General features: G+C 33.4%; 24 protein-coding genes and 1 tRNA gene. 18 read left to right on the top strand and 7 right to left on the bottom strand.

The features are described from left to right. Window positions 1–24 precede the first annotated feature (24 nt). Window positions 25–267, top strand: a complete 243-nt coding sequence (locus R1X58_RS04160; RefSeq protein WP_240572097.1) for a hypothetical protein — start codon at window positions 25–27, stop codon at window positions 265–267. Between the two features lie 261 nt (window positions 268–528). Here R1X58_RS04160 and R1X58_RS04155 read toward each other — a convergent pair whose 3' ends face one another. Continuing rightward, complete coding sequence (locus tag R1X58_RS04155; protein WP_240572096.1) at window positions 529–1338, bottom strand: Cof-type HAD-IIB family hydrolase; 810 nt, start codon at window positions 1336–1338, stop codon at window positions 529–531. A 170-nt stretch (window positions 1339–1508) separates the two neighbouring features. On the opposite strand from R1X58_RS04155, the gene R1X58_RS04150 reads away from it, so the two are divergent. From R1X58_RS04150 to R1X58_RS04130, 5 genes are all read left to right on the top strand, one after another. Further along, the gene (locus tag R1X58_RS04150) at window positions 1509–2513 is read left to right on the top strand and encodes a LacI family DNA-binding transcriptional regulator (protein ID WP_240572095.1); all 1005 of its coding nucleotides are present in this window, start codon (window positions 1509–1511) and stop codon (window positions 2511–2513) included. Window positions 2514–2865: 352 nt separating this feature from the next. After that, window positions 2866–3021 carry a hypothetical protein gene (locus R1X58_RS04145; protein ID WP_240572094.1) on the top strand — a complete coding sequence of 52 codons (156 nt, stop codon included), beginning with the start codon at window positions 2866–2868 and terminating at the stop codon, window positions 3019–3021. 118 nt (window positions 3022–3139) lie between these two features. Then, a complete protein-coding gene (locus R1X58_RS04140) occupies window positions 3140–4984 on the top strand; it encodes a tetratricopeptide repeat-containing sensor histidine kinase (RefSeq protein ID WP_240572093.1) in 1845 nt (614 codons plus the stop codon). Window positions 4985–4991: 7 nt separating this feature from the next. Then, window positions 4992–5669, top strand: coding sequence for a response regulator (locus tag R1X58_RS04135; protein ID WP_240572092.1), 678 nt, complete (start codon window positions 4992–4994; stop codon window positions 5667–5669). A gap of 457 nt (window positions 5670–6126) precedes the next feature. After that, window positions 6127–6603: a hypothetical protein gene (locus tag R1X58_RS04130; RefSeq protein WP_240572091.1), complete on the top strand. Its 477-nt coding sequence runs from the start codon at window positions 6127–6129 to the stop codon at window positions 6601–6603. A 1-nt stretch (window position 6604) separates the two neighbouring features. Here R1X58_RS04130 and R1X58_RS04125 read toward each other — a convergent pair whose 3' ends face one another. Continuing rightward, on the bottom strand, window positions 6605–7729 hold the full coding sequence (locus R1X58_RS04125; protein WP_240572090.1) for a glycosyltransferase: 1125 nt from the start codon (window positions 7727–7729) through the stop codon (window positions 6605–6607). Next, window positions 7726–8601 (bottom strand): lysylphosphatidylglycerol synthase domain-containing protein, encoded by an 876-nt coding sequence (locus tag R1X58_RS04120; protein WP_240572089.1) that lies wholly within the window; start codon window positions 8599–8601, stop codon window positions 7726–7728. Before R1X58_RS04120 ends, R1X58_RS04125 begins: the two co-directional genes overlap by 4 nt. A gap of 121 nt (window positions 8602–8722) precedes the next feature. Here R1X58_RS04120 and R1X58_RS04115 point away from each other — a divergent pair, with 121 nt between their 5' ends. The 8 genes from R1X58_RS04115 (at window position 8723) to R1X58_RS04080 (ending at window position 14541) form a co-directional block, all read left to right on the top strand. Beyond that, entirely contained in the window at window positions 8723–9358 is a 636-nt protein-coding gene (locus R1X58_RS04115) for an outer membrane beta-barrel protein (protein WP_240572088.1), read from the top strand. A 1-nt stretch (window position 9359) separates the two neighbouring features. Continuing rightward, window positions 9360–9914: a crossover junction endodeoxyribonuclease RuvC gene (gene ruvC / locus R1X58_RS04110; RefSeq protein ID WP_240572087.1), complete on the top strand. Its 555-nt coding sequence runs from the start codon at window positions 9360–9362 to the stop codon at window positions 9912–9914. A gap of 54 nt (window positions 9915–9968) precedes the next feature. Continuing rightward, on the top strand, window positions 9969–11114 hold the full coding sequence (gene hemW, locus R1X58_RS04105) for a radical SAM family heme chaperone HemW (RefSeq protein WP_240572086.1): 1146 nt from the start codon (window positions 9969–9971) through the stop codon (window positions 11112–11114). Between the two features lie 4 nt (window positions 11115–11118). After that, the gene (locus R1X58_RS04100; RefSeq protein ID WP_240572085.1) at window positions 11119–11874 is read left to right on the top strand and encodes a cyclase family protein; all 756 of its coding nucleotides are present in this window, start codon (window positions 11119–11121) and stop codon (window positions 11872–11874) included. Further along, window positions 11874–12485, top strand: a complete 612-nt coding sequence (locus R1X58_RS04095) for a DUF4230 domain-containing protein (RefSeq protein ID WP_240572084.1) — start codon at window positions 11874–11876, stop codon at window positions 12483–12485. The genes R1X58_RS04100 and R1X58_RS04095 overlap by 1 nt, the downstream gene beginning before the upstream one ends. Beyond that, window positions 12482–12844 carry an MmcQ/YjbR family DNA-binding protein gene (locus R1X58_RS04090; protein ID WP_240572083.1) on the top strand — a complete coding sequence of 121 codons (363 nt, stop codon included), beginning with the start codon at window positions 12482–12484 and terminating at the stop codon, window positions 12842–12844. Before R1X58_RS04095 ends, R1X58_RS04090 begins: the two co-directional genes overlap by 4 nt. Before the next feature lie 189 nt (window positions 12845–13033). Then, window positions 13034–13858 (top strand): hypothetical protein, encoded by an 825-nt coding sequence (locus tag R1X58_RS04085; RefSeq protein ID WP_240572082.1) that lies wholly within the window; start codon window positions 13034–13036, stop codon window positions 13856–13858. 104 nt (window positions 13859–13962) lie between these two features. After that, complete coding sequence (locus R1X58_RS04080) at window positions 13963–14541, top strand: PhnA domain-containing protein (protein WP_240572081.1); 579 nt, start codon at window positions 13963–13965, stop codon at window positions 14539–14541. Between the two features lie 10 nt (window positions 14542–14551). On the opposite strand, the gene R1X58_RS04075 is transcribed toward R1X58_RS04080, so the two are convergent. From R1X58_RS04075 to R1X58_RS04060, 4 genes are all read right to left on the bottom strand, one after another. Further along, window positions 14552–14983 (bottom strand): YybH family protein, encoded by a 432-nt coding sequence (locus tag R1X58_RS04075; RefSeq protein WP_240572080.1) that lies wholly within the window; start codon window positions 14981–14983, stop codon window positions 14552–14554. A 69-nt stretch (window positions 14984–15052) separates the two neighbouring features. Beyond that, the gene (locus R1X58_RS04070; protein WP_240572079.1) at window positions 15053–16153 is read right to left on the bottom strand and encodes a DUF4407 domain-containing protein; all 1101 of its coding nucleotides are present in this window, start codon (window positions 16151–16153) and stop codon (window positions 15053–15055) included. A gap of 181 nt (window positions 16154–16334) precedes the next feature. Next, window positions 16335–17195, bottom strand: a complete 861-nt coding sequence (locus R1X58_RS04065) for a DMT family transporter (RefSeq protein ID WP_240572078.1) — start codon at window positions 17193–17195, stop codon at window positions 16335–16337. Window positions 17196–17301: 106 nt separating this feature from the next. Continuing rightward, entirely contained in the window at window positions 17302–18690 is a 1389-nt protein-coding gene (locus R1X58_RS04060; RefSeq protein ID WP_240572077.1) for a dipeptidase, read from the bottom strand. Window positions 18691–18792: 102 nt separating this feature from the next. On the opposite strand from R1X58_RS04060, the gene R1X58_RS04055 reads away from it, so the two are divergent. The 4 genes from R1X58_RS04055 to R1X58_RS04040 all read left to right on the top strand — a co-directional run bounded on the left by R1X58_RS04055 (window position 18793) and on the right by R1X58_RS04040 (window position 21733). Further along, window positions 18793–18874 (top strand) — tRNA-Leu (locus R1X58_RS04055). A gap of 191 nt (window positions 18875–19065) precedes the next feature. Then, window positions 19066–19425 carry a YtxH domain-containing protein gene (locus R1X58_RS04050; RefSeq protein WP_240572076.1) on the top strand — a complete coding sequence of 120 codons (360 nt, stop codon included), beginning with the start codon at window positions 19066–19068 and terminating at the stop codon, window positions 19423–19425. Window position 19426: 1 nt separating this feature from the next. After that, entirely contained in the window at window positions 19427–19798 is a 372-nt protein-coding gene (locus R1X58_RS04045; protein WP_240572075.1) for a hypothetical protein, read from the top strand. 318 nt (window positions 19799–20116) lie between these two features. Next, entirely contained in the window at window positions 20117–21733 is a 1617-nt protein-coding gene (locus R1X58_RS04040; protein WP_240572073.1) for a beta-N-acetylhexosaminidase, read from the top strand. The last annotated feature ends 369 nt before the right edge of the window (window positions 21734–22102 follow it).

The following is a 22102-nucleotide window of genomic DNA, read 5'->3' as shown; positions in this document are numbered from 1 at the left end:
TAAGAAAACAGGATATAACAAAACATGTTACTTTTTAAGTTGAAAGAATTAGAGTGTGCTTTTGAAAAGCAATTACGACCAGATGAAAAAATGAAGAAGGCTGTAAGTGCTTTAAAAATGCTGTTTTTGAAAATTGATTATAAAAATGAAATTCTACCGGAATTTTCTTTTGAAAAAGTGGTTGAAGTTTTAGAAGATGTTAATGGTAGAGAACTCACAGGTCGACAAAAACTTGTAGTAAAACATATCATGTTTTACGGGGATTGATTAATAGCAAGTTTAGATTGATTCTTTGAAGGAGCAGTACGAAAGTGCTGCTCTTTTCTTTTTAATACATACTTGATTTTCACCGGACATGCAATGTCGTAAAGTAATCTGTAAAGTGAGCGTATCTTTGTTATGTAATTAGAGCAAAGCACTACAATAGTTCTAATTACAGTTTTTCATATTTAATATTTTTTTGGTTAGTTTAATGGTTAATAAAGGTTGCTCAGTCCGAGTAACCTTTATTCTTTTTTAATCGTAACCTTAAATTTGCTTGCTATTTAGTAACTCATCAATAATAGCTTCTACACCTTCTTCAGAATTACTTTTAGTTTGAAAACGCGCTATTTTTTTAACATCGTTGTGTGCATTTTGCATAGCATAGCTAAAGTAGGCAAGCCCTAACATTTGTAAATCATTATTGTAATCACCAAAAACCATGGTTTCCTCTTCTGTAATACCTAATTGCTGTTGAAGAATTTTTAATGCGTAGGCTTTGTTGGCTTCAATATGTGAAATGTCTAACCAGTTTTGACCCGAAACAATAACCTGAAGTTTGCTGCTTAAGGCTTCAGCTTGTGGTAGAATGTAATGTTCTGAAGATTCGTTGTGATATACCGCAATTTTTAAAAACACGTCGTCTGTAACTTGTGTAAGATCTTCTACAATTCTGTATTCGGCATAATATGCTTCAAATTTTGAAATAAAATCGGGATTTGAAGTTTCTATATATGCTGCCTTTCTTCCGCATAACACAATATTAGCGCCATCTACCTGACGTAATAGGCTTACCGAAGTTTCAATATCTTCAGGAGTAAGTTGAAGTAAAATGTGCTCTTCACTATTGTATTTCATAATGCCGCCGTTTTCAGCAATAATTGAAATATCATCTTTAATAAGATTAAGCTTGTCTAAAATACTTTGGTATTGGCGACCGCTGGCAGCAACAAAATGAATGTTTTGCTTTTTTAGTTCGTTAAACTGATTAAAAAAACGATTGCTAACCTGGTTTTCTGGATTTAATAGAGTGCCGTCCATATCAGACACCACCAATTTTACTTGAGATAAATTCATAGACAATTTTAAAGGGTAAAAATACAATTATTTAATTCCTAATATGTTAATTATGCATTAAACTCCGTATTTTTGGGTGGTTTTTATGAAATCTATTTTTTTTGAATTGGTATTTTGAAAAATCTATTTTTGTAAATTGCGTAAACTAAATTTTATTCTTTAACACCCCTATGGTAACATTAAAACAATTGGCAAAAGAGTTGAATGTTTCAATTTCAACAGTTTCTAAAGCATTAAATAATAGTGAAGAAATTGGAGAAGAAACTGTAAGACGTGTTAAAGAACTTGCCGAACTTTATAATTATAAGCCTAACAAAGTAGCTTTAAGTTTAAAGCAAAATAAAACTAAAACTATTGGGGTTATTATTCCTGATATTTTAAATCACTTTTTAGCCAAAGTGCTTTTTGGAATTGAGCGTGAAGCTGCAAAATACGGTTATAATATTATTACATGTATTTCAAATGAATCGCTTGATAAAGAAAAGGAGAGTATGCAATTCTTAGCTAATGGTAGCGTTGATGGTTTTATACTGTCATTAGCCGAAGAAACTCAAATGAAAAATGAAGTGGAGCATTTTAAAAAAACCATGGCTCAAGGGTTACCAATTGTCATGTTTGATCGCGTTGCGCATGATGTGATGTGTGATAAGGTTATAGTTGATGATTTTGAAGCGATATATAATGCTACAAAGAACTTACAAGCCAAGAAGCGTAAAAACATTGCATTTATAAGTAGTATTGATGGTTTAAGTGTTGGGAAGCTTCGTGAACGTGGTTATAATAAGGCTATTTTAGAGCAGCAAGCCGCTAAGCCGTTGGTATTAAAGATTAAAAAGAAAGACGATAATCAAAAGAAAATCTATGGGTTTTTAAAGAAAAACCCGGGAATAGATGCTGTTGTCGCTGCCGATAGTTCTTCTGGTGTTATAGCAATAAATGCTGCTATTAATTTAGGTTTAAAAGTACCTAAAGACATTTCTGTTATTGGTTTTTCCAGCAAGGCAGATTCTAACTTAACATTTCCGAGATTAACGACTATTAGACAACATGCAAAGGAAATAGGAGCGAATGCGGCACAATTGTTAATTAATAGGCTTCAAAGCAAGGTGTTAGAGGAAGATGTTAAAACTATTATCGTGAAAACCAGCATTGTAAAGTGCAAATCTACCGTTTAAAAACACATACTTTACTTACAAAAGTGTTTTTTGTCGATAAAATAATACATTTTATCGATTATTTTGTTTTTGTTCTTACTCTTTATTATACTTTTGAGTAAGCGCATAAATCATTATACCCTCAGATTTATAAAGTGCTTGATTAATCCATTTTTAAGTTGGCCTGAAAAGGTTAACGATTCCCTCAAAAAAAGTAGTATATACCCATATGGTTATTGTATCCATTTGGTTTTAAATTAATTATTCCATTATTCCCTCAGCTAGAATTTCGAGTTTATCGAGATTGTGGTTTATGTTTTGTATTTAAAAATTTAGAGAAATAATAAAATAATTAACCTTAAAATCAAATATTATGAAAGCCCTTAGAATTACCTTTATCGCTGCAGCAATTTTCGCAACCTTAACTTCATGTACTAAACAAGATTTAAATGAAGATGATGTACTTATAGATGCAGCAAATGATATTACTATAGAGAAGCCAATTACTGGTGGAGGAATTGACGATTAATTCTTTCCTACCTGATATAAAATTTCAAACTCTTTGCTTTTGGTAAAGAGTTTTTTTATTGGTGTAAATTCAAAAATTATAAATACATTTGAAAGAATGCCGGTTAAACCAATATTTATTGAAATTACTATTTAAAATACTCTTCACTTTAAGTGTTGCCTTTTCGTATGGGCAAAGCGTAAATAATTTGAATAAAATTGACTCTATTAAAAAAAGTGTTTCAAACTTTAAAATTAATGATTCTACGTTATTAGCTAATGCACATTTTAATATTGGGGAGCTATACAGATACAGTTTCATTGGAGATAGTGCTTATTATCATTATCATCAGGCTCAAAAAATTTTTACAATTCAAAATGAAGATTACAAGCTAGCTAAAACGTTATACGGTCTAGCTGTAGTGTTAAAAAATGAAAAGGATTTAACGGCTAGTGAATTAGTTTCAATTCAAGCCATTACCATATTAGAATCATTAAAGCAAACCAATGATGTTAAGGAAACCAAGGCATTTTTGCTTAATAATTTAGGTTTGGTTTTTGGCGAGTTAGAACAATACGAAGAATCTATTTATTATTATAGTCAAGCTATAAGTTTAAAAGAAGAATTAAAGGGCGATTACAGAAGTAGCATTTATTTTTCAAAAAATAATTTAGCCTTATCTTATAAAAAATCAGGTAAATATAAAATGGCATTACAGCTGTATGATGAAATTTTATCAAATGAAGATTTCATTAAGGAGTTGATAAGCACACAACCTGATAGATATGCTCTAATTCTCGATAATTATGCCCATTCCTTGTACTTGTCAAAAGAGTATAGTGAATTGCCTGATTTGTACTTTAAAGCCTTGCATATAACAGATAGCGTTAATCTTAAAGGGTATAATTCTATTTCTATAAATCAGCATTTGGCTGAATTTTATAAAAATAAAAATAGTATGAATTTAGCCCGATATTATGCTAATCAGGCTAAAGATATTGCAGAACAGTATCATAACGATGAGTTGTTAAGTTCTTTGTTGCTGTTGTCTCAAATCGAAACAGGGGAAAAAGCGGCAAATTATTTAAAGTCGTATATCAAGTTAAGCGATAGTTTACAAAAGAACGAAAGAGGATTAAGGAATAAATTTGCAAGAATTCAGTTTGAGACAGAACAGATTGAACGTGAAAATGTTCAGATTGCAAAAGAACGCATGTGGTTGTTTGTCATATCTATAACTCTAATAATAACTTCATTTTTATTGTATTTGGTTATTGCCCAGCGCAATAAAAACAGACGCTTACAACTTGTTCAAAAGCAGCAGGAAGCTAATGAAGAAATTTATAACCTGATGCTTTCTCAAAATGAAAAAATAGAAGAGGCAAGAGCTTTAGAGAAAAAACGGATTTCTCAAGAGTTGCATGATGGGGTATTAGGACGCTTATTTGGTACGCGATTAAGTCTGGATAGTTTGAACTTTAACAATACACCAGAGGCCGTGATGACCCGAGGTCAATATATCGATGAGTTAAAAAATATAGAACAGGATATTAGAAAGGTTTCTCATGAATTAAATACCGATTTTGTTTCTGGGTCTGGATTCATAGATATCATTAAAACTTTAGTAGAAACTCAAACTCTTCTGTATAAACTGGATTATAAATTAGATCATGATAGTGTAATTGATTGGGATGAGCTTTCCAACAAAACTAAAATTCACATTTACAGAATTGTTCAGGAGTCACTTCATAACATCTATAAGCATGCTAATGCGACTTGTGTTGATATTAGCTTTACATTAAAAAATAATGTAATTTGCCTAGAAATTAAAGATGATGGTTCAGGATTCGATGTAAATAAATTGAAATCTGGAATTGGATTGAAAAACATGAGATCCAGAATTAATGATATTAACGGAACCATAGACATATCATCTGAAAAAAATAAAGGAACACAAGTAATTATAGAAGTCCCCATAGCTTAAAATTAAAATGAATACCGAAAAAATTAGAATATTAATGATTGACGATCACCCGATGATTATTGAAGGGTATCAAAACACGATTCTTTTTACAAAAAAAGAGCATCAGGAGTTGAGCATTGATATTGCGAATAATTGCGATGAAGCAGTAAAATTAATGGATAAATCTATTCAACAGGATAATCCATATAATTTATTGTTTGTCGATATTAGTTTGCCACCATCTTCTGATGGTAAAATGACCAGTGGTGAAGATTTGGCCATATATGCACGTGAAATATTACCCAAAGCCAAAGTTATTATCCTTACCATGTTTAATGAATCGTTTAGAATTCATAATATTATAAAAACCATTAATCCCGAAGGGTTTTTAATAAAAAGTGACCTAACTTCCAGTGAATTAGCCAGCGCATTTCAAGCCGTTCTGCATAATCCGCCATTTTACAGCGGTACGGTAAATAGTTACATCAGAAAAGTTGATTCCAGTGATATTGTAATTGATGAGAAGAATAGAAAAATTCTTCATTTACTATCACAAGGGGTTAAAACAAAAAACCTGGCGCCTCATTTAGATATATCGTTAAGTGCTGTTGAAAAGCGAAAAAAACAACTTCGTGAAATCTTTGATGTTCAGGATGGGCAGGATGAAACACTTATTGAAGAAGCACGAAAAAGAGGTTTTGTGTAGGAAAAAGATTTTACTTTAGGTTAACATATGTTAAAATTCGATTAAAATCAACTTTTTAAAAATCTTATGAAACCTTAATTTTTAACAGATTACGGTATTTTTTTGTTGCTATGTACGGGTTTCCCGCAGCTAGAAATAAAAAGTAATACTTAAATTTGTCTCATCAACACTTCAAAAAATTAATTAATCCCTCAATTTTTTTGTTGATAATAGCAATTTACAGGCCCTGTGGAGGTGAGAGACCCACAGGGCTTCTTCTTTTGTTAAAAAGTTGAAGGGGATTATTCTAACGAGTATTTTAAGCTTTTAATCTATATAAGTACTTTGAAACCAAAAAAATTGTACATTTCAGTTTTAATAAAATCCTCGGTGAAATGCATGTGAGGAGTTAAAAGGAGAAAAGTTTGATTTCGGAGTAAGTTTCGGAAACTTAAATCTCGATTATCGAGTAAAATCTATGAGGCTAATTAGTGTGTTTTTAATTTTTTCATTGGTCGTGTCTTGCGACTATTTTAATGTGAAAAAAACATCTTCTGAAGCTATTTTAAAAGAGGAATTAAAAACCTTTAACTGGAACGATGTTGATGAATATCCGTCATTTTCAGTTTGTGATTCACTCGTGTCTAATAGTGAAAAGCAGGCGTGTTTTTCAGAGGTGTTAACGTCTCATATTTTAGGTTTTTTACAACGTGAAATGATTATTGTAACTAAAGATGTTAACGACACGATTAACCTAGAATTTAAATTATCAGAACAAGGCGCATTAACTTTAGTTGATGCTAAAATTGATAGTTTAACTATTGCCGAAATCCCCAATTTACAACAGTTAATTTCACAAAGTTTAGACTCTTTACCTAAAATATTTCCTGCAAGTAAACATGGTCAGCAGGTAAAAACGGCATTCAATTTACCAATCATTATAAACGTAGAATAATTTACCTTTTAAACGTTCGTCCTTTCCATTGGTAGGTTGAAACCATTGAAGCCATTGCAACATAAACACTGAAAAGTGGATAAACAAGAAATCCGAAGATGTAAAATTTAATCACATGCTTCTGATTAAAAAACTGGGCACTTTTGTTAATCAAATATAAATCGATACTGAATTTAATCATCAGCATATAAATTAAAGTTTTAGAAGTTATAAACCCAAAAAAAGTGAGAAGGGAAGCTATTACAATTAGTAAGTTAGCTGACAAAACAATACTTCCAGTGAGTTTGCTAAACCAGTTGTTGTATTTGCTGGTTTTTGCTGCCCATCGTATGCGCTGCGAGATTAAGCTGTTCCATGTGGTTTGTGCATTGGTGCTAACAATAGCAGTTTCACTTTTTAAGTAGTGAACGGTGTTAGTATTGTGTTTTATGGCTTTTTCTAAAAGGAAAATATCATCGCCACTTGCAGTTTGTGTATTGCTTTCAAAACCATTTACCGCGTTGAATAAATGTTTGGCGTAGGCGAAGTTTGCGCCGTTACACAAAAACGGTTTGTTTATGCCAAAACCGCCAATGGTAGCGCCTTGTAAACTCAATAAATCTAAAATTTGGAAGGTGTTTAAAAAGTTGTTTTCGGGCATATATTTTACGGGAGCAACAATGCAATCCACATGGTTTTTCAGAATAAATGCATTAAAAGTGTCTAACCATAATTCGGGTAGAATACAGTCGGCGTCGGTGGTGATGATCCAATTATAATTTGCTTCTTTAATGGCAGTGGTAATAGCGTCTTTTTTAGGCGAAGAACTTAGTCTGTTATTATTTAAAATGTTAATTGAAGCAGAAGAGGATTTCATGAATTCTTTAATAATGTTAACGGAATCATCTTCCGAAGCGTCATCAACTAAAAGGATTTCAAATAAATTGGTCGGATATTGTAGTTGCTTGATGGATTCCAGTAATTTAGGCAGGTTTTTAGCTTCATTTCTAAACGGTATAACTACAGAAAATGAGGTACTCGGAGCGATATTCTGACTCTTAAAATGATTTACTTTATTAAATCCGACAGCAAAACTTCCAATTAGAATAACATAAATTAAGATAATGAAAAATGAAATTATGGTCATGCTGAAACAGGTGATTTAGGCCATTTAAAATTCAAAACAAAGTAACTCCCAATAAGGCTTGGTAAAGCAAAATTAAGCAACCACATTATAGTTGTTGTATAAATAATGAGAATAGGGTCTATTGATAAAAATGAAAACAGATATACAGCAATACTTCCTTTAATAGCAAAGTCGAACACAGCTATTGATGGGATTACTGAAGCTAATAAATACATAGATGAAATACCCATCATCGCATTAAGGTAACTTATATCTGTATTTAAAGTTAAAAGTAAAAAGTAAAACTGAAAGGAAAAGACAAGGTATCGTGTAATTGAGAAACAAAACGATAAACCAATTTTAGATTTTGGGTAGGTTTGTATAAAATTCAGTAGTTTATTAATCCTGATGTTTTTTTTGAGGTCTGTTTTATTGAGTAAAAAATAAGCTGAAAGGATGAGAGAGGTAAATACTAAAACTCCCATAGAGAGTTTTGTGTGGTTAAGTTCTAAATGGAAATTTTTAGAGAAAAACAGGAGTCCTGCAATTCCAAAAATAATAGTAGCTATTAGTTGTAAAAGGTTGTGTAAACCATTGATGGAAACAATTTTTGAGATTTCCGTTTTGTTATAGAATAAGGCTTTTGCTCCATATTCGCCAATGCGATTCGGTGTAAATAACGACACTGTTAAGCTACCTAAACTTTGTGTTGTCGCTTCAAAAAAAGAAATTGGTTTTAAAGGTTTAATAAGTGTTTGCCATTTTAAAATTTCGAGAAACCAATTTAGGGTAGTTAATAAAAGCAGAATAGTAGTAGGTTTCCAAGAAAACAGTTCAGGTTTTGACGTCAGCTCTAAAAATTTAGAAAATACTAATGTATTGTTAGTACTCAACTTGAAGTAGATAAAACAAAATGCAGCAATAACAAGGCTTAATTTAATAAGCACAAAAAAGAATTGTTTAGTTTTGTATGGCAACGCGTACATATGTTGCAAATTAAATCAATAATCGCGTATGATTTTATTTTTAAGCAGTAATAAGCGCTTAACTCCATTTTTTATCTTTCTTTTTTGTGTGTTTTCGGGGTTTTCACAAAACGATACAAGTACGCTAAAAGGACAAATAGCATTAGGTGTTAATAATCCATCGAGTGATGGTTTTGTTTCTGGTTTCGAAGGGAAGTCGTTAAACTTACCTACAGTAAATCTGGGTTTGCAATATATGTTTTCTCCAAATATAGGAGCTAAGTTGGATTATGGGTTCAGTAGAATGGCGAACGACAGTGATGCTCAGGAATTCAAATTAAATTATTCACGCATTAATCTGCAAGGCGTTTATAATCTGTCTAATATTATTTATATATCTAACAGAACTGGAATATTTGTACATGCGGGACCTGGTTATTCCATGGTAAAACCTTTGAATAATTACGGAGAAAATAAAACGTCTTATTTAAACGCAATGGCTGGTTTGGAGATTCATTACGGACTTTCAGATACCATGTCGTTGTATTTTGATACATCATATATTCACGGGTTTGCAAAAGAATTTAATCCGGTTTCAGAAGGTTACGGTTCTTTTAACGGCAATGTACTAACCTTTACTGTGGGACTTTCGTTATCTTTAAGTGGATGCTATTACTGTAATTAATATGCCTAAGGAAAGAATTATTTTAGGAATCGACCCAGGAACTACGGTTATGGGTTTTGGATTGATAAAAGTTGTTGGGAAAACTATGTCTTTTTTGCAGTTAAATGAGCTCGATTTAAAAAAATACGACGATCATTATTTAAAACTGAAACTTATTTTTGAACGTACCATTGAATTGATTGACACACATCACCCTGATGAAATAGCCATTGAAGCGCCTTTCTTTGGGAAGAACGTGCAAAGTATGCTGAAATTGGGGCGAGCGCAAGGTGTTGCAATGGCGGCTGGTTTAAGTCGCGAAGTACCTATTACAGAATACTCGCCGAAGAAAATTAAAATGGCAATTACAGGAAACGGGAATGCCAGTAAGGAACAGGTGGCAAAAATGTTGCAAAGTCTGTTAGGCTTGAAAACGCTTCCTAAAAATTTAGATGCGACCGATGGTTTAGCGGCTGCGGTTTGTCATTTTTATAATGATGGTCGTGTAGAGGTAGGAAAAAGTTATTCGGGTTGGGCGAGTTTTGTAAAACAAAACGAAGATCGCGTAAAAAAATAGTTTTACATGCTTTACAGATTTTCTGAAAGGCATTGCTAATAGATCACTTAAAACATGAGTGGAATATATATTCACATACCATTTTGTAAGCAGGCTTGCCATTATTGCGATTTTTACTTCTCAATATCTTTAAAGAAGAAGCCGGAATTGGTTTCCTGTTTAATTAAAGAATTGGAACTTAGAAAAGCTGAGTTTCAAGATCAGGTGGTTCAAACCATTTATTTTGGAGGTGGAACACCTTCATTGTTGAATAGCGAGGAGTTACAATCGATAATTCAAGCTGTATATTTAAATTATAAAGTTGTAAGTGACCCTGAAATTACTTTAGAATCTAATCCGGATGATTTAACGGCTGATGGAGCTGATGTACTTACTGTTTTTAAAAGCTATAAAGCTATAGGAATCAATAGACTTTCTATTGGTATTCAATCGTTTTTTGAAAGAGATTTGAAGTTGATGAACCGAGCACATAATGCATTAGAGGCAAAAGCGTGTTTAGAAGTCGCTACACAATATTTCGATAATATTTCACTTGATTTAATTTATGGTATTCCGGGATTAAGTCATGAAGACTGGATGGAGAACATTGATACGGCGTTATCGTTTAATATTCCGCATATTTCCAGTTATGCTTTAACGGTAGAGCCTAAAACAGCACTTGATGTTTTTATCGAAAAAGGAAAAGTACAAGCACCTGACGATGCTGTAGCACAGGAGCAATTTCATATGTTAATTGAAAAGCTGGAAGCAGCCGGTTTTGTACATTACGAGTTGTCTAATTTTGGGAAACCTGAGTTTTTTAGTAAAAATAATACAGCTTATTGGCAAGGGAAACGATATATAGGAATTGGTCCATCGGCACATTCGTTTGATGGTAAATCCAGAAGCTGGAATGTGAAAAACAATTCAAAATACATTCAGGCTATTGAAAAAGGGGAGTTGCCAATGGAAGTTGAAACTTTAACTAAAACAGATCAGTATAACGAATATGTTATGACGGGTTTGCGCACCATTTGGGGCGTGTCTTTAGAAAAAGTAGCTCAAGATTTTGGTGAGACTTACAGAACTTATATTTTAAAGCAGTCTGAAAAACATAGAAATCAACAATTGTTGTATATTGAAGATAATAAACTAATCGTCACAAAAAAGGGAAAGTTTTTAAGTGACGGTATTGCTTCAGATTTATTTAAAATAGACTAAAAATATGCTTGCAACCATTCAATATAATTCCAGAAAATTACAAATAGATCTAACCAAACCGCTTGATATTTCTATAGCCATTCGGTCGGGTCAGGAGAATGTAAATGCCTGGTATATTGGAAATCCTGAAATTGAACCGGTTGTGATTGAAGAAGAAGATTGGGTTGGGAGTGTAGTAAAGGGTTCGGCGGTTAATTTTAATACAATTATCTTCAATCCGCATGCGCATGGTACGCATACCGAATGTGTTGGGCATATTACTGAAACAGTTTATTCTGTCAATAAAAATCTAAAGCAATTTTTCTTTTTAGCTGAAGTAATTACCGTAGCACCTGAAAAGTTAGACGATGATTTTGTAATATCTAAAAAGCAAATTCAATTCGCCTTAGGGAATAAAAAACGAGATGCTGTGGTAATTCGCACTATACCTAATTTAAAAGAGAAGCTCACAAAACGGTATTCTAAAACTAATCCTACCTATCTATTGGAGGAAGCGGCTATATATCTTCGGGAAAAAGGCATCAAGCATTTGCTTATCGATTTACCAAGTGTCGATAAAGAAAGAGATGAAGGTAAGTTGTTGTCTCATAATGCCTTTTGGAATACTCAAGGTAAGTTGCGTTTAGATGCCACGATTACCGAATTTATTTATGTGCCCAATAAGGTAAAAGATGGCGAGTATATGTTAAATTTACAAATAGCATCTTTTGAAAACGATGCCACACCAAGTAAACCGGTTTTATACAAAATTATAGAGTAATGGATATTCTTTTTGGTTTAATATTAGGCGGACTTATCACGATGGCGGTGGTTACCTATTTAAAAATTCAGGCACAGAAAAAACGTGTGAATTCACAATCGGTAATCTTACTTGATAAGATTAAAAAAGTCTATAAATTCATAACTGTTGAAGGCGATTTTGCCGAGATTTACCATTACGAGGATGTTAAGGAGCGCTTCTTAAAACTTATTTCAAGTACCAAAAAAGCTTTGGTTATTGTTAATGCCAAAGCACACGTAGGTTTCGATTTTTCTAAAGTTATTCTGGAAGCCGATACTAAAAATAAAACCATAATTATTCATAAGTTTCCGCAACCAGAGGTGTTGACTATTGAAACAAATTTAAACTACTATGATAAAAAGGATGGTATGTTTAACAAGTTTGCAGCATCCGATTTAACCGAACTTCATAACGATGCCAAGAAACATATTTTAGATAAAATACCCGAGAGCGGATTATTTAATGCCGCGCAGCAGGAAGCTTTGGAAGCGATTTCACTTATAGAAAATATAGTGCAAACCATTGGCTGGAGTTTAGATTATAACGCTTTAAAAATAGAAGAGCAAATCAAATCAAAAGCTATAGAATGAACATCGAGCAAATACGAGATTACTGCTTAAAAAAGAAAGGAACAACCGAAGAATTTCCTTTTAATCCTGATACTTTAGTTTTTAAGGTGCTGGGAAAAATGTATGCGCTTATTGCTCTCGATCGATGGGAAACCGGAGAGAAGGCTATTAATTTGAAATGCGACCCGGAATATGCACTAGAACTACGTGCAGAATATGAGAATATCGATTCGGGTTACCATATGAGTAAGACGCATTGGAATACCGTTAAACTTCATGATGCTGAGATTTCATCCTCATTGTTATTGACCCTTATAGACCATTCTTACGAGATGGTTGTAAAAGGAATGCCTAAAAAATTAAAAGAGCAATTAAATTAAATAATTGATTGTTAATAAATTAATTTTTGTAAATTAGTAATGTTATTTCACTACCCTCTTGGAAATAATAATAGCAAAAATTAAATTTTACTTCCCCAAATTTTTTTACCCCAGGTTTTCAATTGCCCCGATTAAAGATTTAGTATTTAACGTTCAAAACTAATATACTAACCTTAATTAATTACAATTATGAAAACAACTAATCAACTATTAGCAGCAATGCTAACTTTGCTATTATTATTCAGTATATCTTCAGTCTTAGCTCAAGACGATTCACGCCCTATGTATATTACAGTAACGAAGGCCCACTGGAATATGGACAAGGAAGATTTTGATATGGATACCTGGAAGTCTGTAGAAAAGGAATATCTGGAAAAAGTTATCAAAAAAAATGATTTACGTGTGGCATCATCGGTGTATTTACATCAAATGACACCAGATAACAGTGAAATCCTGTTTGTAAATGTTTACAAAACCTGGGAAGATATAGTAAAAGCCAATGAAAAAGATGGTGAATTAGCTGAAGCAGCGTGGCCTGATAAAGACGCTAGAGAGGCTTTCTTTCAAAAGCAAAGGGCATATTATTCGCCAATTCATTCGGATGAGATTTATTATACCATGCCTTTAGCTAAGTATATTCCGGAGAACAACAAGAAGGATTTAATTCTTTATGTAAGAACCACACATTGGGCTTTTCCAAAAGATTATGATGGTGATGAAATTGAAGCTTTAATGAAAGAAAACTTCGAAGTATTTATTAAAGATAATGCATTAATTAAAGGGTATTATCCACACAGACACGCCTGGGGAAGTGATTCTTCTCAAATGGTGGAAGCCTTCTTTTTAGATTCCTTAGGTGATTTGGATAAAATGTTCGATGGTTTTACAGAAATGGCTAAGAAAAAATGGCCTAATGAGGCAGACCGTAAAGCACGTGGTAAAAAGATAGATAAGTATTTTACACCTGTACATGGTGATGCCGTATATAAGTTAGTAGCAGAGTTATCAAAATAGGTAGCTTAATTAGTGGGAAGAGGCATCTAATTTAGATGCCTTTTCTTTTGTAGCTTGCGGATGCTTTAATTTAGGCGTATTATTGCAATCTTAAAATACAAATTATGAGTATACTACAAACGTTAAAAGACAGAAGCAATAACACTTGCGAAATATGTAAATCGGATAAAGGATTAAGTCAATATACCTTGCCACCCTCATTAAATGAAAGTGTTGATAACAGTTTGTTGGTTTGTGGTACCTGTTTAAGTCAGATTGAAGGCGAAACAGAAATGGATGCTAACCACTGGCGTTGTTTAAATGACAGTATGTGGAGTGAGTTCGTGGCTGTGCAAATTTTATCATGGAGAATGTTACAACGTTTAAGAGGTGAAGGATGGCCTAAAGACTTACTGGATATGATGTATTTAGATGATGAAGCTTTAGCTTTAGCACGTGCAACAGGTGAAGATAAAGACGAAAGTGAAAAAGTAATACACCGCGATGTAAATGGTGTTATTTTAGAAAACGGTGATTCGGTTGTTTTAGTTAAAGATTTAAAAGTAAAAGGATCGAGCATGGTCGCGAAACAAGGAACGGCAGTTAGAAACATTCGTTTAGATCGCGACAATGCAGAATATATTGAAGGAAAGGTTGACGGACAGCAAATCGTAATTATTACGAAATACGTTAAGAAAACCTAATAAGATAGTTTTAAGCAGAGGTATCGGCGATAATTTTCCATTCGCCGTTTATCTTCTTAAATACCAACATAAAAAATCCGCTGGCATTACCTACTTCACGTTTTAAGTGAAATTCACCCAATACATAATAGGCGTCATCAGTAATTTTAGAGATATCATTTATTTTAAAACTTAATTTACCCGTGTGGTCTTTGCTCGGGTACGCTTTTTTGTAACGCTTTAAAGTATTCTCCCATCCATAGGTAACACCATTACTCCCGTAGAATTTAAGAGAGTCACTTTTCCAGTAGCCTTCCATAAATTCTTCAATGTTATTTTTAGACCACGCCAAACGTTGCGCCTTTAAAACCGCCTGAATGTCATTAATGTCTTTTTCTTCATTATTTTGAGAAAATACGGTGCAGGCACACATCAGGCAAAGTAAAAGAATAAGTTTTTTCATAATATTATAGTTACGCTTCTATGGGAGTTGTTGTAAAAATAAACAAACTCACTTAAAATTAGTATTTAACTACAATATATTCTTTTGTTGGTTGAAAAAGGCATCGGCTTGTAATTGGAGTAATTCTCTTGCTTTTTTACGTTTATAATTGTATAATTCGTCTTCTTGTTCAATGTCTTTATATACACGATCGTTAATAGCGAATTCAGTTTTCAGCAAGGCTTCCCGCTGATTTTTGTTTTGAAGTACATGTGTTTTGATGGCAGTTTCTTCATTTTCCAGTTTAAAATCGTAAGCGCCTTTTGGAGATAGTAGCTTCGCGAAAATAGGGGAGGTTTCAATGGCTAAAAACAACAGGAAAATAAAGAAAGACGGCAACCAAGGTAATTTATTTAAGGCGTCAACTCTAGCCATGAGTCCGTCGAAATTTGAAATGACAGGTTGTGATGTTGTTACCTGATTGTCGTAATCGCTTTTTAAATTGGCTATTTCAGATTCAATAGCTTTAATTTTTTCAGCATTATCAGTTTTCAGTTGTTGCAATTCGGCTAAAGCAGCGTCGTGTTTGTCGCGTTTCTCTTTATAAACAGGTCCTTTGCCTAATAGTTTTGTTCCAGCTGTACCTTCGGCTTCAGAAATATAGGTGTCGTAAAGCGCATTAACTTCGGTTTCTTTAGTTGTAATTTCATTTTGTAGACTAGAAATTGAGGCTTCCAGTTCTTTAATTTGAGGGGCGTATTGTTCTGCAATCTGGTTTTTGTTTGCTAGTGTAAATTCATTTTTTTGTTCTAAAAGTACACGGTCTATTTCCTTTTCAAAAATCTTAAGTTCTAAAGGTTTTGATATCACAACGGCGATGATAACTGCCAAAAGGATTCGTGGAGATGCCTGAATTACTTCATCTGCAAAATTCCCTGTCTTTTTAATGGTCGAAACTATATAGCGGTCCAGATTAAAAATGAGTAATCCCCAGATGAGTCCGAAGAACACAGCGGTGTAGTAATTGTCAAATACGGCGTATAAGGCATAGCTCGCCGCGATAAAAGCCATTAGTGCTGTAAAGAAAACTGTGGCACCTATCCCGGCATATTTGTTTTGTTCGCCTTTAGAGCAGGAGTTTAAAATATCTGTGTCTGAACCCGAGCAAATAATGAAGAATTGCTTTAACATAATGATTGATGATTTTGATTGATAATCTATAAAACGTTAAAAGCAAGATTTTGTTACATAATTATGAGTTTAATTGTTGGTTTCTAATTTATTATGTGAAATTGAATACAGGATATAGAGGTTGGTTATACACTATTATTAAGGACTTAAAATGTTTATTAAGCTTTTTATGGTATATGTTTTACCTATTTCTCGATCTTACGCTTTCAATAATTACGGTTGCCAGAATAAGCGAGCCCCCTAAAAAGGTGTTTAGCGTTGGTGTTTCGTTTAAAAAGAAGAAGGCAAGAATAATTCCGAAAATAGGCTGAATACTATTAATTATGCTTGCGGTGCTAACGGTAAAATGTTTTAAACTGTTCACTAACATAGAATGTCCAACAGCAGTGGTAATTAAACCAAGAAAAAGGATATAAGGAAACTGTTCTTTTAGTCCGTTGCTTTCTAAGATAAATAAAGCTGGCGATAAAATTAAACCGACCACCAAGCTTTGATAAAACATAACACTGGAGCCATTGTATTTGGCGGTTAGTTTTTTAGATAGAATATTACGTAAGGCATAAAATACGGCTGATAGTAATCCGAAAAGGACGCCTTTTAACAGGGAACTTTCTAAGTTAAATTCTGGAGCCAGAATGTAAAGCCCTAACAATACTAAGACACCTAAAATAATGTAAAACGGATCAAATTTTGTTTTAATAAATAAAGGCTCTAAAAACGCCGTTAAAATCGGGAAGGTGAATAAGGATAACATCCCTAGTGCTACATTCGAAAGTTTTAAGGCTAAGAAATAGGTAATCCAGTGACCACCCATGAGTAAAGCACTTATAATTACCGTGACAACATCGGTTTTAGAATTTAGTTTAAGATTGAATTTTTTATAGTTGCAAAACGCAAATAATGCAACACCGGCAATAATACAACGCCACCAGATAATTACCGGAATGGGTAAATCGATATACTTTCCTAAAGCACCCGATGTACTTATAAAAAAAGTAGCTAAAGTAAGTTGAATAAGGTGGTTAGAGTGTTGGTTTTTCATAAAGTAGTGCTTGTCGTGTTAGCGATTGAAGCTAACTACCATGTAGTGCGTAAAGCGCGACCCAGTGGTGTTTTAATCAAAACACCACTGGGTAACACCCTGAATATTATTTAGATAATTCTGTGAAATATTTGTAGAATAACGGAATGGTTTCAATGCCTTTTAAATAATTGAATACACCAAAATGCTCGTTAGGCGAGTGAATGGCGTCGCTGTCTAAACCAAAGCCCATTAGTATAATTTTGCTGTCTAATTCTTTTTCGAAAAGCGCTACAATTGGAATACTTCCGCCACCGCGTTGTGGAATTGGAGCTTTTCCAAAAGTATCGGTATATGCTTTTGCAGCGGCCTGATAACCAATATTATCGGTTGGCGTTACATACCCTTGTCCGCCGTGATGAGGTTTAACTTTAACTTTAACGGCTTTAGGCGCAATACTTTCGAAATGGTTTTTAAACAATTCTGTGATTTCTTCCCATTCCTGACCAGGAACTAAACGCATAGATATTTTAGCGTATGCTTTGCTGGCAATAACAGTTTTGGCACCTTCGCCAATATAACCACCCCAAATACCGTTAACATCTAGAGTTGGACGGATGGAATTACGCTCGTTGGTCGTGTATCCAGCTTCGCCATAAACATCATCGATATCTAATGCTTTTTTGTAGTCGTCTAAGCTGAACGGAGCTTTTGCCATTTCGGCACGCTCGTCTTGAGATAATTCTTCTACTTTATCGTAAAATCCAGGAATGGTAATATGATTATTTTCGTCATGTAAAGACGCAATCATTTTAGTAAGCACATTAATTGGATTCGCTACAGCGCCACCGTATAAACCAGAGTGTAAATCGCGGTTAGGTCCTGTAACTTCAACTTCAACGTAGCTTAAACCTCTTAGCCCTGTCGTGATTGATGGTGTGTCTTTAGCAATCATTCCGGTATCTGAAATAAGAATAACATCGTTGCTTAGTTTTTCACGATTTTCTTTAACGAAAGTTGATAAGTTAACACTGCCAACTTCTTCTTCACCTTCAATCATGAATTTTACGTTACAAGGTAACTGGTCTGTAGAAGTCATAAACTCTAAAGCCTTAACGTGCATGTACATTTGGCCTTTATCGTCGCAAGCGCCACGAGCAAAAATGGCTCCTTCAGGATGAAGTTCTGTTGTTTTAATTACTGGCTCAAAAGGTGCAGAGTCCCATAATTCTAATGGATCTGCTGGTTGTACATCATAATGTCCGTATACTAAAACAGTAGGTAAGTCGTTATTGATTATTTTTTCACCGTAAACAATAGGGTAACCTGCCGTCGGACAAATTTCTACAGTATCGCAACCAGCTTGTTCAAGACGTTCTTTTACAGCTTCAGCAGTTCTTAAAACGTCTGCCTTATAAGCAGAATCGGCGCTTATAGAAGGAATTTTTAAAAGCTCAACAAGTTCAGATAGAAATCTGTCTTTATTTTTTTCTATATAAGAAGTGGTGTTTTTCATAGAGTTATGCAAATTTTGATACAAAAGTATAAAAAAAAGAATGTTTTTTTTTGAGATAGGTGTTTGCAATTTCAAAATCTTGTTTATATTTGCAACCTCTTTGCGGGCGTGGTGGAATTGGTAGACACGCTAGACTTAGGATCTAGTGCCGCGAGGTGTGGGAGTTCGAGTCTCCCCGCCCGCACAACAAAGGGTAAGCTTCTCAATTTTGAGGAGCTTTTTTTATTTTTAGACCTTTTATTTCTTCTCAAATTATTATATAATTTTTGGTTTATCATTTTTTTTGTTGAAGCTTACTGTGTGAGATATCAAGTAAGGTAGTTCTGTGAATATTAAACAAATCAAGCTATTGTAAGATTTTAATTTATTAAATTTATGAAAGTCATAACTTTAATACATTATATTATGGGAAAAGGTAGTGGAGCCGTTTTAGGTTTTTTAGTAGGAACAGCCGTTGGAACCGTTTTAGGTGTTTTATTTGCTCCGGATAAAGGCACAGTAACTCGAAAAAAAATTGTAGATGAAGCGCAGAGTGTAAAAGACAAAATGTCTGAGAATATACATGAAACTGCTGAAAATATCTCGAATACCGTTAAGCAAAAACAAGCTTCGTTAGAAGATGAGTTAGAACAACTCATGTCTAACGCAAGTTACAAAGCTGATGATGCCATCAGTTTACTGGAAAAAAAATTAGCCGAACTTAAAGCTAAAAATAAAAAGTATCAAAAATCGTAATATGAAAATTTTAGATGCATTGAACGTGAAAGCTCAAGATACCTTTCAGCATGGCGACGAGTATTTAAAGTCTTCAGAAAAATATATTAAACTTAAGATTTTTGAGCAGTTGTCGTTAACCTTAAGTTTTTTGATTAAATTTTTTATTATTCTGGGTTTGGGTTTTGCGGGTCTGTTTTTCGTTTCTGTAGCTGGTGCAATAGCCTTAGGAGAATGGTTAAATAGCATGCCTTTAGCGTGTTTAATTATCGGAATTACGCTTATTTTGTTAATGGGGTTGGCTTTCGCGTTTAGGCGACGAATTGACAACACGGTAATTAGTAACGTATCAGATAATTTTTTTAATTCAGATAAAGATGAAAAGGAAATATAACAATATAGAAGAAGTACGGTTCGATTTAAAAGTACACGCTTTAGAGCGGCAAATCGCACTCGAAAAAATGAAACAAAGTGGCTATGAGTTGAAAGAAGTTATAAGTATGCCTTCTAATTTAGTGTCTTCAGTTTTTTCTAATAAATATGTGAAAATTTTGGCCTTGATTAGGTTGTTAAGAAAAGTGTTTTAAAAAGTCGAGATCAAGTTCTATTCTATTTCAAAATTAAATAGGATAATAATTTGCGGTATAATATTATTAAATTTAATTATGTTTGTGTTCGAACACAGTTAAAAAATAATTAATACTTACTATCAATGCGTTACTTACTTTGTTTGTTTTTTGTAACACTTTTAAGTGCTTCCGAAAAGAACAAAACTTTTACAGCTTCAGAGGTTACCTTATTGCCTAAACCTTTAAATGTGGTGCTGGGAAAATCTTCATTTTCGATTAAAAAAAGTATAAAGATTTCTTTTGAAAATTATGATCAAAAACAAACAGCTAACTACTTAAGCAATTTGTTAAAATCTAAAACAGGGAATCAATCTAAACTAGTTGAAGGTCGAAAAGCAGATATTGAATTTAAAAAAGACAATACGCTTCAAGATGAAGCATACACTTTATTAGTGACTCCAGAAACTATTATAATAAAGTCAAATAGTAGAGCAGGGGCATTTTACGCTGTTCAGACATTGAATCAATTACTGTCGGAAGGTGGTGGAGAAGGTGAAGATAAGGTTAAGTGGTTAATTCCTTCTATTGAAGTTAGAGACGCACCGCGATTTAAATGGCGTGCCTATATGTTAGATGAAGCGCGTTACTTTCATGGTGAAGCTTTTGTGAAACAAATGCTTGACCAAATGGCGGCTTTAAAAATGAATGTGTTTCACTGGCATTTAACCGATGATGCCGGATGGCGAATAGAAATAAAAAAATACCCTTTATTAACAAAAGTAGGAGCTTTTAGAACCGATAGCGAAATAGAAACATGGAAAAGTGGTAAAACCTCGGGTGAGCCTCACGGAGGGTTTTATACGCAAGAGCAAATAAGGGATATTGTGGCTTATGCTGCTGAGAGAAATATTAAAATTGTACCGGAATTTGAAATGCCAGGACATTCCAGTGCGGCTATTGCAGCATATACATGGTTAGGAACTAAAGGAGAAGATATTGATGTGCCGGTTAAGTTTGGACGTCATTATGATAATTATGATGTTTCAAAACCAGAGACCATTCAGTTTGTTAAAGATGTTTTGTTAGAATTATTTGATTTATTTCCGTCGGATGTTATTCATATTGGTGGAGATGAAGTGCCTTATGAAGTTTGGGAAAAGTCTTCAAGAGTACAACAATACATGAAAGAACATGGCATTAACACACCTGCCGATTTGCAAATCGATTTTGTTAATAAGATTTCGATATTTATGCAGGAGCACGGTAGAAGAATGATGGGATGGAATGAGATTATGGGTAAAAAACTGCACTTTGATTTTGAAGAGAAAAAGGATGATGAGGAAGCGGAAACTGAGTTGGCTAAGAATGTCGTGGTGCATTTCTGGAAAGGAGATATAAATCTTTTAACCGAGGCAGCAAGTAAAGGTTACGGCATAGTTAATTCTTGGCATAAATTTACTTACCTGGATTATAAGTATAAAGGTATTCCTTTAGAAAAGGCTTATCGTTTTAATCCGATTCCGGAAGGACTGGATGAAAAATATCATAAAAATATTTACGGATTAGGTTGTCAGATGTGGAGTGAATGGACGCCTACAAATAAAGATATAGAATATCAAACTTTTCCAAGAATAGCCGCTTATGCAGAGGTAGGTTGGACAGCTTTAGAAAATAAAGACTTTGAAAGTTTTAAAATAGCACTTACTGAAGTTAAAAAAGGATGGGATGCTTTAGGAATTAATAGTTATAAAATCGAATAAAAACCAAAGTTGTAAAGGAAATAAAAAGGGTTTTAATACCTTTGAAAGGTTGTCTGTATTTTAGCAAATTATGTTTTACAGTCAACCTTTTTTAGCTTATATATTTTTAGGTGTTATTTGAGTTTTAAATAATTGTATTGGTTTAATATTCTGTTAAGGTAATTTTTAAACCTTTTGTCATTACAATTTGCTTGATGAGATTAACAAATCACTCAATAATTTATATATTTACAGACTAATCTTTGAAAATAATGCTTTTTTTTAGTGATAATGTTAATTTAGGTAGTGAGTAATCCCTAAATTAATTATTTTTGCGTAATCGATTACGTTAGAATTTTTAGCTTAAACGATTAACTAAACTGAACGCTT

This window comes from Aestuariibaculum lutulentum (assembly GCF_032926325.1).
In the GTDB taxonomy this organism is placed as follows: Bacteria; Bacteroidota; Bacteroidia; order Flavobacteriales; family Flavobacteriaceae; genus Aestuariibaculum; species Aestuariibaculum lutulentum.
The sequence above is the reverse complement of the archived record's forward strand: the minus strand, read 5'-3'. Positions and strand labels throughout refer to the sequence as shown.